The sequence below is a fragment of the Ancylobacter sp. genome (genome assembly GCF_965229075.1).
In the GTDB taxonomy this organism is placed as follows: Bacteria; Pseudomonadota; Alphaproteobacteria; order Rhizobiales; family Xanthobacteraceae; genus Ancylobacter.
In genome coordinates this window covers 2,209,677-2,224,833 of record NZ_CBDDIO010000002.1, presented here as the reverse complement: position 1 = coordinate 2,224,833, position 15,157 = coordinate 2,209,677, and the positions used below count along the sequence as shown (strand labels likewise).

Below are 15,157 nucleotides of genomic sequence, written 5' to 3'. Positions count from 1 at the left end.
ACGGGACGGCGATGTTCATGGACACGAACCAGGAGGACTGTACAGCATTTGGCCGATGTCGCCGCATCGGCGCCAGATAGAAAATCCCTAACCATCTGCATTCACGTGCCTCAAGACAGAAGTGCCTAGACGATGTTCGATATCATGCTGGACTACACGTTCTCTATCGCTCTTTTTATCATGGGAGCGATGTATCTACTCCACTATGCGCTCTGATGTTGCGCGCCCCATCTAGGCCCCAGCGCCGCGCCCCCGGCGAAGCGGCGCGACCTGAAGGGATCGGCCGGAAATGAGGCCGCCCCTCCCAAAACCGGCCTCCCTGTCCACATTGTGATCGCGATCGCGCCCCGTGCCTTAACGCCGTCTTAACGCGGGGCGACAAGTCTTCTGCGCTGAACCACAGACGAGAGGAGGCTTCCCCCCATGATTGGACGGACCGCCATCGCACTGAGTGTGATGTTCCTTGCCAGCACGGCTGCCATGGCCGCCAAGCCGACAGCAATGGGTGAGTACAAGGACTGGAGCACCTGGCGCTTCAACGTCGATGGCAAGCCGCAATGCTATACCATCAGCACGCCCATCGCGAAGAAACCGGAGAGCCTGACCCATGGCGATGTGACGTTCTTTGTCACCGCCCTGCCCAACACCACGCAGCGCACCGAGGTGAGTTTCCAGACCGGCTATAGCTTCGCCGCCGGCTCGCAGGTGGTCGCCAGCATTGGCGACGACAAATTCGTGATGATGACCGAGGGCAGCAGCGCCTGGCTGCGCCGGGCCGAGCGCGAGCCGGCCTTTCTGGAAGCGCTGCGCGGCGGCAGCCAGATGAGCATCAGCGCCACTTCCGCGCGCGGCAATGACACGAGCTATGTGTTCTCGCTCAACGGCGTGACCGCCGCCACCAACCGCATCCTGTCCGGCTGCCGCTGAAAGGCCGCCCCGCCGGCGGGTTGGGCCCGGCGCCCGGCCCGCCGCGCACCTCAGTCGAAGAGGTAGCGCAGGCCGAGCCGCACTTCATGCGCCGCCTGGCTGAAATCCGACAGCCCGCCGCCGAGAGCGGCGTTCTCGATGCGGACATAGCGGTAGCCGAGATCGAGCTGCCAGTTCGGCGCCAGCGTCACCGTGCCGCCCGCCATCGCCGCCCAGGCGAAGCCCCAACCCTCGCCCGCCCCAAGCCCGGACAGCGACACATGCGCCCCGCCGAGGCCGGCGCCGACATAGGGCGTCACCCCGTACCAGGTGCCGAGGTCGAGATAGGCATTGGCGAGCAGCGTGGTGGCGCTCGCTTCGCCGCTGAAGCCGCGAAAGGAGACATCCGCCGCGCTGCGATAATCGGCGGTGAGGTCGAGGCGCACGAGGTCGTTCAGCCGCAGGCCGGCGCCGACGCCGAACACGCCGGCACTATCCACCGGCGCATGGCCGGCGGCGCCGAGATCGGCCGATTCGTTGAAGACGAAGCCGATATCGCCGCGCAGATAGAAGCTGCGCGCCTCCTCGACCTGAGGCGCCCGGGCCAGCAGATCGTCGGCGTCGAGAGCGTCGAGCGCATCCGCCGCCCGCGCCGCGCCACCCGCGAGCAGAACGACACATACCGTCGCGAGCACGCTCCCGCGCACCCCTGCCCCAACCGTCTCACCCGACTTACGCATGCAACCATCCCAGACGAGCCGGGAGAGTCCCGGCGTTCTTCGACGGCTGCACTGTGCCCGCGAGTGATTAAGAGCGGCTTAACCTTAACGCTTAACCTTGATTACCTCCAGGCGAACCGAAGGTTCTGCCTCCGGCAAGCCGGAACGGCTTTGCCTCGGGCGAACCGAAGGTTCTGCCGCCCAAGCTAACGTCATCCCGGAAGGGCCGCAGGCCCTGTCCGGGATCGTTCCGGCAATCCGGCGCGCGATCCCGGCTCGTCCCCTGCGGCGCGGCCGGGATGACGGCCTTTCGGGCGACGGGCCGGCGGGGGCCTCACCCCACTCGCGCGGCGCGGGCGCTGGCTTCCAGATGCGGCACCAGCGCCGGGTCGAGCTTCAGCGCCGTCGCCAGCCGGGCGAGGAACACGCGCTCGGAGGTGGTGTCGGCGTCGATGGCGAGCAGCGCGGTCATATAGACCTCCGCCGCCTGCTCGGGCGAGGTCGCCTCGGCGGCCAGCGCCTCGGGCGAGGCCGGCGTGCCGAGTTCCTGGGTGAGGAAGCGCTCGGCTTCATCCAGCTGGGCGCCGCCGAGCTTGGCGGAAATCGCCGCGCGTTCCGCCTCGTCCACATGGCCGTCGGCCAGCGAGGCGGCGATCATGGTGCGCAGCAGCGTCACGTCGAAATGGCTGCGCTCGGCCTGCGCGGGGTGAAACGGCGACTGCGCGGGCGGCAGCTGGCTCGGCACCGGCTCGGCCGCCGTCTGCTGCGGCTTCTGGCCCTGCTGGTAGTTCTGATAGGCCTTGTAGGCGAGCGTACCGACCAAAGCGAGGCCGCCGAGCTTCACCGCATTGCCGGCCATCTTGCGCCCGCCCTTGCTGCCGAGCACCAGCGACACGAGCGCGCCGGCCGCCGCGCCGGAGGCGAGCGAACCGCCATTATTGCCGAGATAGTCCTTTGCCCGGCCCATCAGGTCACCGGCGCCGGACGAGGCCGTGCCCGCGCCGGGCGGCTGCGCGTTGGCGCTGCCGGTGACGCCGCCGCCGAGGCTGCCCGCGAGGCCGCCGAGCAGCCCGCCCAGCGGGCTCGTCTGCGCGGGCACCTGTCCCTGCGTCCCCGCCTGCGGCGTGAGGAACTGGTCGAGGAGCCGCTTGGCGTCGAAGTTCTTGAGGTCGATCATGGGATGTCCCGCTCCTGTGGCAACAGGGCAGGTAAGGATGGAATGTGGCGGACGCTAGGTAAGCTGTCCTTTCGCCCTTCAGGATCTCGTCAATTGGTGCCGTTCGCCTCGCCCAGCGCGAGCCCGGCACACGCGATCAAGGGCGGGATGGCGAAGCACCACATACCCGCGAAATAGTAGAACGCCGCCGCGAGCCCGCAGCCCAGGGCAAAACCGACGACGCTGACCGCCATGCGACGGAAGCGCGGCTTCAGGGTTTCGGCCTCGGCGCCGGCGACGCCGCGCATCACGTCGGCGAGGTCCAGCATCACCTGCGTCGTGGTCAGCGTCATCACCGTGGTGGGCGGGTAACTGGCGAGATGCATCCGCCCGACCGCGTTCTGCACGCCCATCGCCGCCACCAGCATCATGCCTGTCAGAATGGCGGCCGGGCTGTCGGCGTCGGCGAACGGGCCGAGCCGGACCGCGAAGACGCAGGCCAGCGCCAGCAACGCGATCTTCAGCGCCAGAAGCGGCCGCAGACGCGGCAGCGAGCGGGCCGCGAGGGCGACACCGATGAAGCGCGTCGCGATCACAGCCAGGCAGAACACCGGCAGCGCCAGCAGCTTGCTGAGCGCACCGGTGCTGCCGTGAACGAGCGAAGCGGCCAACGTGACGAAATTGCCGGTTACATGGGCGCTGAAAAGTCCCTGCAGAGCAAGGAAGCCGGCGGCGTCGACATAGCCGGCATTCAGGGTCAGCACGGCGGGAAGAGAAGGCTTCATCGCGAATCTCCGGGCCAATCTTCCCCAGCCTAGCCCAATTGGCTCCGGGCCGCGGCAGGCCCGGTTCAAACACGGATTGCGGCTGGGGCGCGCGGCTCACGTCGCAAGGCATGTCGCATCTCATGTCGCATACGTTCAACGCCAGCGCCGAAACAATGCTCGCCGTTTTGCGGACGGCGCGCGAGCATGCGGACAGACGACGAAAGCGGCCCCGCCCCCTCGGTTTGGCCGCCTGCGTCTCACTCTTTGCCGCGGAGGCGAATGTGCAGAAATTCTCCGGCTTCGAGCTGTTTCGCCGCGCGCTCGGCGGCCATAAGAGCTGGCAGCCGCAATGGCGCAATCCCGAGCCGAAGGCCGAATACGATGTCGTCATCGTCGGCGCCGGCGGGCATGGCCTGGCGGCCGCCTATTACCTCGCCAAGGAACACGGCATCACCAATGTCGCGGTCATCGAGCGCGGCTGGCTCGGCGGCGGCAATACCGGCCGCAACACCACCATCGTGCGCTCGAACTATCTGTTCGACGAAAGCGCCGCGCTTTACGAGCACGCGGTGAAGCTGTGGGAAGGCCTGTCGCAGGACATCAACTACAACGTCATGTATTCGGCGCGCGGCGTGCTTATGCTGGCGCACAACCACCATGACGAGATCAGCTTCAAGCGCCATGTCCATGCCAACCGGCTGAACGGCGTCGACAATGAGTGGCTGACCGCCGAGCAGGTGAAGGAATTCTGCCCGCCGCTCAACATCAAGAGCATGCGCTACCCCATCATCGGCGGCGCGCTGCAGCGGCGCGGCGGCACGGCGCGGCACGACGCGGTGGCCTGGGGCTTTGCCCGTGCCGCGGATTCGCGCGGCGTCGACATCATCCAGAACTGCGAGGTCACCGGCATCCGTCGCGGCCCGTCGGGCGCGGTGGAGGGCGTGGAAACCTCGCGCGGCTTCATCCGGGCGAAGAAGGTCGGCGTCTCCGCCGCCGGCCACACCAGCGTGGTCATGGCCATGGCCGGGCTGCGCATGCCGCTGGAAAGCTTCCCGCTGCAGGCGCTGGTGTCGGAGCCGGTCAAGCCCGCCTTCCCCACCGTGGTCATGAGCAACACCATCCACGCCTATATCTCGCAGTCCGACAAGGGCGAGATGGTCATCGGCGCCGGCACGGATGCCTACACCTCCTATTCCCAGCGCGGCGCGCTGCACATCACCGCCCACACGCTGGACGCCATCTGCGAACTGGTGCCGCAGTTCCGGCGCCTGCGCATGCTGCGCAACTGGGGCGGCATCGTCGATGTGACGCCCGACCGCTCGCCGATCATCGCCAAGACCCCGGTGCCGGGCCTCTATGTGAATTGCGGCTGGGGCACCGGCGGCTTCAAGGCGACGCCGGGCTCCGGCCATGTCTTCGCCCACACCATCGCGAAAGACGCCCCGCACGCCATCAACGCGCCGTTCACGCTGGAGCGCTTCCGCGACGGTTTCCTGATCGACGAAGCGGCCGCCGCCGCCGTCGCGCACTGAGGAGGGCAGGACATGCTCATCATCACCTGCCCCTGGTGCGGCGCCCGGCCGGAAGTCGAGTTCCGCTATGGCGGCGAGGCGCACATTGCCCGCCCCGCCGACCCTTCCGCCCTCACCGACGCGGAATGGGCCGATTTCCTCTACAACCGCACCAATCCCAAGGGCTTGCACGCCGAGCGCTGGCGCCACATCCATGGCTGCGGGCGCTATTTCAACGCGCTGCGCGACACGGTGAGCGACTTCTTCGTCACCACCTACAAGGCCGGCGAGCCGCGCCCGGATGTCGAAGGGAGCGCGCCATGAGCCGACCTCTTCTCCCTCTCCCCGCCGGGGAGAGGGTTGGGGTGAGGGGCCTTCCCTTCGCTGCCGCCGCCTTCCCCCTCACCCGCCGCTGCGCGGCGACCTCTCCCCGCCGGGGAGAGGTGGACACCGCCCGAGGGTCCTCGACATGACCAACCGCTTCCGCACCGCCTCGGGCGGGCGCATCGACCGCGCCGCGCCGCTGTCCTTCCGCTTCGACGGGCAGACCTATTCCGGCTTTGCCGGCGACACGCTGGCCTCGGCGCTCATCGCCAATGGCGTCCACCTCGTCGGCCGCTCGTTCAAATATCACCGCCCGCGCGGCTTCCTCTCCGCCGGTTCGGACGAGCCCAACGCGCTGGTCAATGTCGCCCGCGACGCCGCCCGCGCTGCGCCGAACCTGCGCGCCACGCAGGTGGAACTCTACGAGGGCCTGAAGGCGCAGAGCCAGAACCGCTGGCCCTCGCTCTCCTTCGATGCCGGCGCGATCAACGATCTCGCCGCCCCCTTCCTGCCCTCGGGCTTCTACTACAAGACCTTCATGTGGCCGGCGGGGGCGTGGAAGCGCTTCTACGAGCCGAAGATCCGTGCCATGGCCGGCCTCGGCGTCGCCCCCGATCTGCCGGACCCGGACCGCTACACCCAGAACCACGCCCATTGCGACGTGCTCGTCGTCGGCGCCGGCCCGGCCGGCCTTGCCGCCGCGCTCGCTGCCGCCGAGAGCGGGGCGAAGGTGATCCTTTGCGACGAACAGGCGGAACTCGGCGGCTCGCTGCTCTCGGAGACCACCGCCACCATCGAGGGTCAGAAGGCGACCGACTGGCTGGCGGCGACGCTCGCGAACCTCAAGGCGCGCGACAATGTCACGCTGATGCCGCGCACCACCGCCTTCGGCTATTTCCCGCACAACCACATCGCGCTGGCCGAGCGCGTCACCGAGCACCTCGCCGCCCCCGGCCCCGATCTGCCGCGCGAGCGGCTGTGGGAAGTGCGGGCGAAAGAGGTGGTCATCGCCGCCGGCGCGCTGGAACGCCCGCTGGTGTTCCCCGACAATGACCGGCCGGGCGTGCTGCTGGCGGATTCCGCCCGCACCTACGCCAATCGCTACGGCACCAAGGTCGGCGAGCGCGCGGTGATCTTCACCGCCTGCGATGCCGGCTACCGCACCGCGCTCGATCTCAAGGCCGCCGGCGTCAGCATCGCCGCCATCGCCGATCTGCGCGCGGAAGTCTCCGGCGAGCTGCCTTCCCGCGCCCTCACTGCGGGCATCGATGTGCGCCCCTCCACCGTGCTGGTCGGCACCAAAGGCCGGCTGCGCGTCGCCTCTGCCCAGCTCGCCAAGGTGACGAAGGGCACGGTCGGCCCGGCGGAAACCATTGCGTGCGACACGGTGCTGATGTCCGGCGGCTTCACGCCGAGCGTGCATCTGTTCTCGCAGTCGCGCGGCAAGCTGGTGTGGGACGGCGCCGCCGGCGCCTATCTGCCCGGCACCTCGGTGGAGCGCGAGCGTTCCGCCGGCGCCTGCCGTGGCGTGAATGGACTGCAGCGCGTGCTGGAGGACGGCTACGCCCAGGGCGAGGCGGCGGCGCTTGCCGCCCGCACCTACACCTCCCCCGCGCGTGGCGCCACGCCGGTGCCGGCCGCGCCGTCGCGGAGCATCCCCGCCAGCGCCGAGGATCTCGGCACCAGCGGCTTCATCGGCGCCACCCCGCACGGGCGCAACCTGGCCTTCACCAAGGCGTTCGTCGACTGGCAGAACGATGTCACCTCCAAGGACCTGAAGCTCGCCACCCGCGAGGGCATGCGCTCCATCGAGCATGTGAAGCGCTACACCACCACGGGCATGGCGACCGACCAGGGCAAGACCTCGAACATGAACGCCCTCGGCATCGTCTCCGAGGCGCTCGACACGCCGGTGCCGAAGATCGGGCTCACCACCTTCCGCCCGCCCTTCACCCCCACCACTTTCGGCCTGTTCGCCGGGGCGGCGCGCGGCGATGTGTTCGATCCGCTGCGCAAGACCGCCATCCATGACTGGGCCGCCGAACACGGCGCCGCCTTCGAGGATGTCGGCAACTGGAAGCGCGCGCATTACTTCCCCCGCGCGGGGGAAGACATGCACGCCGCCGTCGCGCGCGAATGCAAGGCGGTGCGCGCCAGCGTCGGCATGTTCGACGCCTCCACCCTCGGCAAGATCGAGATCGTCGGCCCCGACGCGGCCGAGTTCATGAACCGCATGTACACCAACGCCTGGGCCAAGCTGGAGCCCGGCCGGCTGCGCTACGGCGTCATGCTGCGCGAAGACGGCTTCGTCATGGATGACGGCGTCGTCGGCCGCATGGCGGCGGATCGCTTCCATGTCACCACCACCACGGGCGGCGCCCCGCGCGTGCTGGCGCATATGGAGGACTATCTCCAGACCGAATGGCCCGACCTCGACGTGTGGCTCACCTCCACGACCGAGCAATGGTCGGTCATCGCCGTGCAGGGCCCGAAGGCGCGCGAGGTCATCGCCCCGCTGATCGAGGGCATCGACCTCTCCAAGGAGGCCTTCCCGCATATGAGCGTGCGCGAGGGCACCATTCTCGGCGTGCCGACGCGGCTGTTCAGCGTCTCCTTCACCGGCGAGCTCGGCTTCGAGATCAACGTGCCCTCCACCTATGGACGGGCGGTGTGGGAAGCGGTCTATGCCGCCGGCGAGCGCTTCGGCATCACGCCCTATGGCACCGAGACCATGCATGTGCTGCGCGCCGAGAAGGGCTACATCATCGTCGGCCAGGAAACGGACGGCACGGCGACGCCGGACGATGTCAATCTCGGCTGGGCGGTGGGCAAGGCGAAGAAGGACTTCGTCGGCAAGCGCTCGCTCATCCGCGAGTCGATGTCCGCGCCGGACCGCCGCCAGCTGGTGGGCCTCAAGACCACCGACCCCAAGGTGGTGCTGGAAGAAGGCGCGCAGATCGTCGCCGACCCCTCCGCCCCCGTTCCGGTGCCGATGCTCGGCTTCGTCACCTCCTCCTATCACAGCGCCGTTCTCGGCCGTTCCATCGCGCTGGCCATGGTGAAGGGCGGGCGCGCGCGCATCGGCACGAAGCTGATGGTGCCGATGCCGACCCACGCGATCGAGGTCGAGGTGGTCGAGCCGGTGTTCTACGATCCCAAGGGAGAACGCCTCAATGGTTGAGAGCGCTGCCGTGACCGCGTCCCTCGCACCCGCCCGCCCGCTCGGCGCGCTGGCCGCCGCCTCCCGCGTCCTTCCCGCCGCGCGGCTCAGCGCGCTGGGGGACGCCGCCCGCCTGGTCTTCCGTGGCCGCGAGGCGGCGATCGGCCCGGCCGGCGAGGCCTTCGGCGTCGCCCTGCCGCGCGAGGCCTGCCGCTTCAATGCCGCGAATGGCCGCTTCGCCTTCTGGCTCGGCCCGGATGAGTGGCTGCTGCTCGCCCCCGGCGCAGAGGCCGCGCCGCTCTTCGCCGCCATCGAGGCCGCGACGGCGGGCGTGCCGCATGCGCTGGTCGATGTCTCCGCGCGCAGCGTCGGCATCGAGATCGCGGGCGACAAGGCCGCCTTCGTGCTGAACCAGGGCAACCCGCTGGACCTGTCGCTCGACGCCTTCCCGGTCGGCATGTGCACCCGCACCGTGTTCCACAAGGCGGAAATCGTGCTGGTGCGCCACGCTCCCGACGTGTTCCACATCGATGTCTGGCGCTCCTTCGCGCCCTATGTCTGGGAACTGCTGGAAGACGCCCGCCGCGAACTGGCGTGAGTTTTGCCGATCGAAGCCTGAAGTCGACACCACATGGTCAACGTCATCCCGGACGGCCGCAGGCCGATCCGGGATCGTTGCCGGGCGGAGAGCGGTCCCGGCTCTCCGCTCCGCTCCGGCCGGGATGACGAACCGGGTTAAGCGTCCATGATCAGTGCCTTCGAGCTCTTCAAGATCGGCATCGGCCCCTCCTCCTCGCACACGGTGGGGCCGATGCTGGCCGCGCTGCGCTTCACTGAGGGCCTCGCGGCCGAGGGAGTGCTGGCGCGCACCGCCCGCGTGGAGGTGGTGCTCTACGGTTCGCTCGCCTGGACCGGCAAGGGCCATGGCACTGACAAGGCCGTGATCCTCGGCCTTGCCGGCCTGCACCCGCGCAATGTCGATCCCGACCGCGCCGACCTGCTCGTCGCCGGCGTGGCGGAAGACGGTCGCCTGCCGCTCGGCGGCAGCCACAGCATCCGCTTCGAACCTGCGCGCGACATCGTGTTCGATGGCGTCTCGCCCACCCCGCAGCACCCGAACACGCTCGCCTTCCGCGCCTTCGCGGCGGATGGCGCGCCGCTGTCCGAGGCGCGCTGGTGCTCCATCGGCGGCGGCTTCGTGGTGCCGGAGGCGGAGGTCGGCCAGCCGCCGGCCGCGGATGAGGCCGCCCTGCCCTACCCGTTCCGCAATGCCCGCGAGCTGCTGGCCTATGCGGCGCGCGAGAACCTCTCCATCGCCGAGCTGGTGCTCGCCAATGAGCGCGTCCGCCGCGCGCCGGCCGAGGTGGAGGCGCGGCTCGACGGCGTGGTCGAGGCGATGATGGCCTGCATCGACCGCGGCCTTTCCACCTCGGGCGAGCTGCCCGGCGGGCTGCAGGTGAAGCGCCGGGCCAAGGCGATCCGCGACAGCCTGCTCGCCCGCAACGCCCCGACCCCGCATGAGATCATGGACTGGGTCAGCCTCTACGCCATTGCGGTGAATGAGGAAAACGCTGCCGGCGGGCGCGTCGTCACCGCCCCGACCAATGGCGCGGCCGGCGTGGTGCCGGCGACGCTGCGCTATTACCGCGACCATTGCCCCGGGGCGAACCGCGAGGGGCTGCACATCTTCCTGCTCACCGCCACCGCCATCGGCGCGCTGTTCAAGATCAACGCCTCCATCTCCGGCGCCGAGGTCGGCTGCCAGGGCGAGGTCGGCGTCGCCTGTTCCATGGCGGCGGGCGGGCTCGCCGCCGCGCTGGGCGGCACCCCGGCGCAGGTGGAAAACGCCGCCGAAATCGGCATGGAGCACCATCTCGGCATGACCTGCGACCCCATTGGCGGGCTGGTGCAGGTGCCCTGCATCGAGCGCAACGCCTTTGGTGCCATCAGCGCGGTCAACGCCGCCTCGCTGGCGCTGCATGGCGACGGCACGCATATCGTCTCGCTCGACAAGGTGATCGTCACCATGCGCGAGACCGGCCGCGACATGGCGTCGAAATACAAGGAAACCTCGCTGGGTGGCCTCGCCGTGAACCTGCCGGAATGCTGAGCCGCCCATGCCGCCGCCGAGGAAGCCTCAACCCACCGCACAGCTGGTGCGACCTGACGCCGCAAATTTGCTATGCTGGGGCGAGGAGCAGGCCATGAACCAGCAGCGTCCCCCCTCTCTGGCCATGACGAGCGCGTCCAGCACGGCGGCGCCGGTGCTGAATGTCGGCTTCATCCTGGCCGATAATTTCACCCTCTCGGCCTTCTCGCTGATGGTCGACCAGTTGCGCCTCGCCGCCGATGATGGCGACCGCTCGCGCCCCATCCTCGCGCGCTGGCAGGTGATGTCCTCGCGCCAGGAGCCGATCCGCGCCAGCTGCGGCATCACGGTGGCGCCCTCCGGCCCGCTCGCCGACCCCACGAACTTCCACTACATCATCGTCGTCGGCGGCCTGCTGCATGGCGGCCAGCAGCTGGACGAGGAGAGCATCGCCTATCTGAAGCGCGCCGCCCGTGCCGGCGTGCCGCTGGTCGGCGTCTGCACCGGCTCCTTCGTGCTCGCCCGCGCCGGGCTGATGACCGGCCGGCGCTGCTGCGTGTCCTGGTATCACTATCAGGACTTCATGGAGGAATTCCCCCACCACACCCCGGTGGCGGACCGGCTCTATGTCATCGATGGCGACCGCATCACCTGCGCCGGCGGTGGCGGCGCGGCCGATCTCGCCACCGCGCTGGTGGAGAAGTTCCTCGGCCGCTCCATCGCCCAGAAGAGCCGGCACGTGCTGCTGCTGGACCGCCAGCGCCCCGGCACCGAATCCCAGCCGCACCCGCCCATTGCCGATCTGGTGGCGGATGACCGCGTGCGCCGGGCGCTGCTGATGATGGAGCAGCACCTCGCCGACCCGCTGCCCATCGCCGACATCGCCCGCCGGCTGCAGCTCTCCACCCGCCAGCTCGAACGCCTGTTCCAGACGGTGATGGGCCAGCGCCCGGCGGAGTTCTACCGCCGGCTGCGGCTGCGCTATGCCCGCTTCCTGCTGGACACCACCGGCCGCTCGGTCACCGATATCGCGCTGGAAGCCGGCTTTTCCGACTGCGCGCATTTCTCCCGCCAGTTCAAGGCGCAGCACGGCTTCACCCCGTCTGATGCCCGCGCCCGCGCGCCCGTCGCGGTGCAGAGCGTCGCCGGCCAGCGGCTGTTCGACTGAGCGCAGGCTTATCGGATCGCCAGCCGCAGATAATCGGCGGCGACACGCAGCTGGGTGGCGCCGTCGCGGTCATTGGCGCGTGCCGTGTCGACCAGTGCCGCCTTGGCATCCACCTGCCAGCCAACCGAAGCCTGCGCCGGCAGCGTGATCTCGGCGTCGAGCGAGCCGACGGCGAGGTTCACCCTGCGCGGCGCATCGCTGAGGTCGAGACGCGCGCGCAGCGCCGCCCCGCGCAGGTCGATGCGCTCCACCGCCCCGGTGAGCGTCAGGTCACCGGCGCGCGTCTGGGTGTCGAGCGCGGCGAAGCGGCCCTCGAGCCGCGCGTCCACGGCGGCGAGCGTGATCGCCACCGACACGTCAGGCGGCAGGCTGGCGGTGAGTTCGACGGCGCAGTCGGAGGATTCGAGCAGGGACGGGCTGTGCGCCTCGACATGCAGCACCGTGCCCTCCACCCATAGGCGGCTGCCTGTGCGGCAGTCGTTGAAGAACCAGCTCGAATACCAGCGGGCGAACCAGCCGGTGCGGCGTTCGGTGAGCCGCGCCTGCGCCCCCTCACCGGGCCGGGCGGTCAGCCGCACCATGGCGGCGTCGCCCGCGATCTCCACCCTCTCAATGCCGGAAAGGTCGAGCCGCCTGTCGTCGGCGTGCGCGAGCACCCCGCCGGCCAGCAGCACGGCGAGGATGAGGAACAGCGTTTTCATGGCGGGCACATCCGTTTGGTTGGTGAGCCACCGTCCTCGCCCGTTCCCGTGTTGCTCGCGACCCGGATCGCGTTTCAGGTCGACCTGATGCGCGATCCGGGTCAGAACCGTGCGGTTGTCGCCGCCGCTCCACCCCCGTCGCCTCCATGATCTTCGTTCCGCTGCCCTTCGTCGTCGCGCTGATCCTCCTCCTGCTGGCGCTCCGCCTCGTGCGCGGCGCGGAGGGCGGGCGCCCGCACGCGCTGTTTCTCGCCCTCATCCTCGCCTATGCCGTCCAGTCGGTGCTGGTCGGCCTGCGCTGGGGCTATGACATCCGCGCCGTGCAGCCCTTCCAGGCGCTGCTGGCCAGCTTCATCGCGCCGCTGGCCTATGCCGCCTTCCGCAGCCTTGCCGAGGATGACGCGCAGCGTCCGGCACGCCTGTGGCCGCACCTCCTGCTGCCGCCGCTCACCGTGGCGGCGCTGTTTCTCTGGCAGCCCGCACCCATCGGCCCGGTGATCGTCACGCTGTTTCTCGCCTATGGCGGCGCGCTGGGCTGGCTCGCCCGAAGAGGCCCGGACGGGCTGATCGGCGCCCGTCTCGACGGCACGCTGCGTTCCTATCGCGCGCTGGTGCTCACGGCCGCCGCGCTCATCGGCTCGGCGCTGACGGATATGCTGATCTCGCTGGACCTCGACGTGAGCGGCGGACGCTACACGCCGGCGATGATCGCCAGCTTCAACATGCTGGCGCTGCTGGTGCTGGGCGCCGCCGCCGCCGCCGCCGATTCCGCCGCCCCCGACCGCGAGGCGCCGCCCGCACCCCTCGCCGCACCGGACGAAGCGGCGGCAAACCCGGACCAGAAGCGGACCGCGCCGGAGGGCACCCCGTCCGACGAATCGGCGCAAGACGCCGCCATCCTCGCCGCCCTCGGCACGCTGATGGCCGAACGCCGGCTCTACACCGAGATCGACCTCGATCTCGGCCGCCTCGCCCGCCGGCTCGCCCTTCCCGCGCGGCGGCTGTCGCAGGCGATCAACCGCACCCACGGCATCAGCGTCTCGCACTATGTGAACGACCTGCGCGTGGCGGAGGCGCAGCGCCTTCTCGCCGGCACCGATCTGCCGGTGACGCGGGTGATGCTGGACGCCGGCTTCCTCACCAAGTCCAACTTCAACCGCGAATTCCGCCGCGTCACCGGCACCAGCCCGACGGCGTGGCGGCGCGAACGCGCGCCGTCCTAAGGCGCGGGGTCACCCGCGCGCCAGTAGCGGGGCAGAGCGTCGCCGACCACCGGCTGAGAGACTGCAGGCGCACAGAGTGTTTTCGAGGGAAGTGGGCACCGGTTCGCGTGAAGAAAACGCGCTAAATCAACGAATTAAATCCCCGTCTCGGTCCGGCTGGCATTGCCCTTCATCAGGATCGGCCCGGTCGGCCGCCCGGTGGGCGAACCGCCTTCGGGTTCCAGCGTCACCTCATAGAGCTGTTCCGCCGCCGGGGCCGGCAGGCCCGCGACATTCAGCTCGACATTGCGCAGCGCCTCCAAGAGGCCGACCGACACCGGGCCGCGCTCGCGGTCCCACAGCGTCCATACCTGCAGCGACTTGCCCTCCGGCGCCTTCAGCGCGCTCAGCGCCAGCAGCTCGGTGCGCCCGTCGCGGAAGGCGTTGACCACCGCCGCCGGCTGGCTCTGGTCGGAGAGCAGCACCGCCACCAGTACCGGCGTCTGCGCCGCCTGCCGCGCCAGATGGGCGACACCGAGCGCGAGCAGCACAAGCGCGGCCGAGGCCGCCAGCCCGTAGCCGCGCCACAGGCTGAGACTCTCCCACCACGCCGCCAGCCGCGCGGGGCGGGCGGGCGCCGGGCGCGCCGCCTTCGGTGTCGGCACCGCCAGCGCCGCCTCGATGCGCGGCCACAGCGCCGGATCGGGCGTCACCGGCGCGGCGGTGGCGTCGAGTTCGGCGAGGCGCGCCCGCCACACTTCCACCTGCAGCGCCAGCGCGGCATCGCGCGCCAGCCTTTCCTCGCAGCGGCGCATTTCCTCCGCGTCGAGCAGGCCGAGCACATATTCGCTTGCCAGACGGTCGCGCTCGTCGGCGCTCATGTCATGCACTCCCGCAGGGTGAGCAGGCTGCGGCGGATCCAGGCCTTGGCGGTGCCGAGCGGCACGCCGAGCCTTCCCGCCAGCTCGCCATGGGTCAGCCCGCGCATATAGGCGAGCAGGATCGCCCGGCGCCGCAGCGGCTCCAGCCGGTCGAGGCAGCGCCGCAGCGCGCTGGCCTCGGAGAGCGCCATGACAAGCGCCTCGGCGTCGGCCGCCTCGCTGGCCGGCTCGATCGCCTCGAAATCGCCGACCGATTCCATCCGTCCCTCACCGCGCAGCGCGTTCAGCGCGGTGTTGCGCAGGATAGCGAAGGCCCAGGAGGTCGCCTTGCCCCGAGCGGGATCAAAGCTGTCGGCCTTGTCCCAGATGCGCAGAAAGGTGTCGTGCACCACCTCGTCGGCGAGATCACGCCGGCGCAGCATGCGCAGCGCGACGCCGGTCATCTTTGGCGCCAGCCGGTCATAGAGACGATTCAGTCCGGCACGCTCGCCGCGCGCGCAGGCGCGCAACGCCTCGGCAAGGTCGTCTTCGGCGGCGGCCTCAAGCATGGGCAGCAGGGTCGTCATCGGGCGG

The 15,157-nt window shown here is 69.9% G+C and carries 14 protein-coding genes; 8 read left to right on the top strand and 6 right to left on the bottom strand.

Annotated elements, in window-relative coordinates; all coding sequences use genetic code 11:
• The first annotated feature begins 423 nt into the window (after positions 1–423).
• The gene (locus tag ACO07Z_RS16425; RefSeq protein WP_421699681.1) at positions 424–927 is read left to right on the top strand and encodes an invasion associated locus B family protein; all 504 of its coding nucleotides are present in this window, start codon (positions 424–426) and stop codon (positions 925–927) included.
• Between the two features lie 50 nt (positions 928–977).
• On the opposite strand, the gene ACO07Z_RS16420 is transcribed toward ACO07Z_RS16425, so the two are convergent.
• From ACO07Z_RS16420 to ACO07Z_RS16410, 3 genes are all read right to left on the bottom strand, one after another.
• The gene (locus ACO07Z_RS16420) at positions 978–1,646 is read right to left on the bottom strand and encodes an outer membrane protein (protein WP_421699680.1); all 669 of its coding nucleotides are present in this window, start codon (positions 1,644–1,646) and stop codon (positions 978–980) included.
• A 313-nt stretch (positions 1,647–1,959) separates the two neighbouring features.
• Positions 1,960–2,802: a tellurite resistance TerB family protein gene (locus tag ACO07Z_RS16415; protein ID WP_421699679.1), complete on the bottom strand. Its 843-nt coding sequence runs from the start codon at positions 2,800–2,802 to the stop codon at positions 1,960–1,962.
• Between the two features lie 89 nt (positions 2,803–2,891).
• On the bottom strand, positions 2,892–3,566 hold the full coding sequence (locus ACO07Z_RS16410) for a YoaK family protein (RefSeq protein ID WP_421699678.1): 675 nt from the start codon (positions 3,564–3,566) through the stop codon (positions 2,892–2,894).
• A gap of 263 nt (positions 3,567–3,829) precedes the next feature.
• Here ACO07Z_RS16410 and ACO07Z_RS16405 point away from each other — a divergent pair, with 263 nt between their 5' ends.
• The 6 genes from ACO07Z_RS16405 to ACO07Z_RS16380 all read left to right on the top strand — a co-directional run bounded on the left by ACO07Z_RS16405 (position 3,830) and on the right by ACO07Z_RS16380 (position 11,800).
• Complete coding sequence (locus tag ACO07Z_RS16405) at positions 3,830–5,080, top strand: sarcosine oxidase subunit beta family protein (RefSeq protein WP_244450668.1); 1,251 nt, start codon at positions 3,830–3,832, stop codon at positions 5,078–5,080.
• Between the two features lie 12 nt (positions 5,081–5,092).
• Positions 5,093–5,383, top strand: a complete 291-nt coding sequence (locus ACO07Z_RS16400) for a sarcosine oxidase subunit delta (protein WP_421699677.1) — start codon at positions 5,093–5,095, stop codon at positions 5,381–5,383.
• 145 nt (positions 5,384–5,528) lie between these two features.
• Entirely contained in the window at positions 5,529–8,564 is a 3,036-nt protein-coding gene (locus ACO07Z_RS16395) for a sarcosine oxidase subunit alpha (RefSeq protein WP_421699676.1), read from the top strand.
• Between the two features lie 10 nt (positions 8,565–8,574).
• Entirely contained in the window at positions 8,575–9,141 is a 567-nt protein-coding gene (locus tag ACO07Z_RS16390; RefSeq protein WP_421699675.1) for a sarcosine oxidase subunit gamma, read from the top strand.
• A gap of 147 nt (positions 9,142–9,288) precedes the next feature.
• The gene (locus ACO07Z_RS16385) at positions 9,289–10,653 is read left to right on the top strand and encodes an L-serine ammonia-lyase (RefSeq protein ID WP_421699674.1); all 1,365 of its coding nucleotides are present in this window, start codon (positions 9,289–9,291) and stop codon (positions 10,651–10,653) included.
• A 94-nt stretch (positions 10,654–10,747) separates the two neighbouring features.
• Positions 10,748–11,800, top strand: coding sequence for a GlxA family transcriptional regulator (locus tag ACO07Z_RS16380; protein WP_421699673.1), 1,053 nt, complete (start codon positions 10,748–10,750; stop codon positions 11,798–11,800).
• 8 nt (positions 11,801–11,808) lie between these two features.
• On the opposite strand, the gene ACO07Z_RS16375 is transcribed toward ACO07Z_RS16380, so the two are convergent.
• A complete protein-coding gene (locus tag ACO07Z_RS16375; RefSeq protein ID WP_421699672.1) occupies positions 11,809–12,501 on the bottom strand; it encodes a hypothetical protein in 693 nt (230 codons plus the stop codon).
• A gap of 146 nt (positions 12,502–12,647) precedes the next feature.
• Here ACO07Z_RS16375 and ACO07Z_RS16370 point away from each other — a divergent pair, with 146 nt between their 5' ends.
• Positions 12,648–13,724 carry a helix-turn-helix domain-containing protein gene (locus ACO07Z_RS16370; protein WP_421699671.1) on the top strand — a complete coding sequence of 359 codons (1,077 nt, stop codon included), beginning with the start codon at positions 12,648–12,650 and terminating at the stop codon, positions 13,722–13,724.
• Between the two features lie 134 nt (positions 13,725–13,858).
• Here ACO07Z_RS16370 and ACO07Z_RS16365 read toward each other — a convergent pair whose 3' ends face one another.
• Both ACO07Z_RS16365 and ACO07Z_RS16360 read right to left on the bottom strand, forming a co-directional pair.
• On the bottom strand, positions 13,859–14,584 hold the full coding sequence (locus ACO07Z_RS16365; protein ID WP_421699670.1) for an anti-sigma factor: 726 nt from the start codon (positions 14,582–14,584) through the stop codon (positions 13,859–13,861).
• Positions 14,581–15,150: a sigma-70 family RNA polymerase sigma factor gene (locus tag ACO07Z_RS16360; protein WP_421699669.1), complete on the bottom strand. Its 570-nt coding sequence runs from the start codon at positions 15,148–15,150 to the stop codon at positions 14,581–14,583. Before ACO07Z_RS16360 ends, ACO07Z_RS16365 begins: the two co-directional genes overlap by 4 nt.
• Positions 15,151–15,157: the final 7 nt, after the last annotated feature.

What these genes read in the sequence shown, in the direction of transcription:
- ACO07Z_RS16385 (WP_421699674.1), top strand. Translation starts at nt 9,289, where the DNA reads ATGATCAGTGCCTTCGAGCTCTTCAAGATCGGCATCGGCCCCTCCTCC.
- ACO07Z_RS16365 (WP_421699670.1), bottom strand. Translation starts at nt 14,584, where the DNA reads ATGAGCGCCGACGAGCGCGACCGTCTGGCAAGCGAATATGTGCTCGGC.
- ACO07Z_RS16370 (WP_421699671.1), top strand. Translation starts at nt 12,648, where the DNA reads ATGATCTTCGTTCCGCTGCCCTTCGTCGTCGCGCTGATCCTCCTCCTG.
- ACO07Z_RS16400 (WP_421699677.1), top strand. Translation starts at nt 5,093, where the DNA reads ATGCTCATCATCACCTGCCCCTGGTGCGGCGCCCGGCCGGAAGTCGAG.
- ACO07Z_RS16415 (WP_421699679.1), bottom strand. Translation starts at nt 2,802, where the DNA reads ATGATCGACCTCAAGAACTTCGACGCCAAGCGGCTCCTCGACCAGTTC.
- ACO07Z_RS16395 (WP_421699676.1), top strand. Translation starts at nt 5,529, where the DNA reads ATGACCAACCGCTTCCGCACCGCCTCGGGCGGGCGCATCGACCGCGCC.
- ACO07Z_RS16425 (WP_421699681.1), top strand. Translation starts at nt 424, where the DNA reads ATGATTGGACGGACCGCCATCGCACTGAGTGTGATGTTCCTTGCCAGC.
- ACO07Z_RS16380 (WP_421699673.1), top strand. Translation starts at nt 10,748, where the DNA reads ATGAACCAGCAGCGTCCCCCCTCTCTGGCCATGACGAGCGCGTCCAGC.
- ACO07Z_RS16420 (WP_421699680.1), bottom strand. Translation starts at nt 1,646, where the DNA reads ATGCGTAAGTCGGGTGAGACGGTTGGGGCAGGGGTGCGCGGGAGCGTG.
- ACO07Z_RS16410 (WP_421699678.1), bottom strand. Translation starts at nt 3,566, where the DNA reads ATGAAGCCTTCTCTTCCCGCCGTGCTGACCCTGAATGCCGGCTATGTC.
- ACO07Z_RS16360 (WP_421699669.1), bottom strand. Translation starts at nt 15,150, where the DNA reads ATGACGACCCTGCTGCCCATGCTTGAGGCCGCCGCCGAAGACGACCTT.
- ACO07Z_RS16375 (WP_421699672.1), bottom strand. Translation starts at nt 12,501, where the DNA reads ATGAAAACGCTGTTCCTCATCCTCGCCGTGCTGCTGGCCGGCGGGGTG.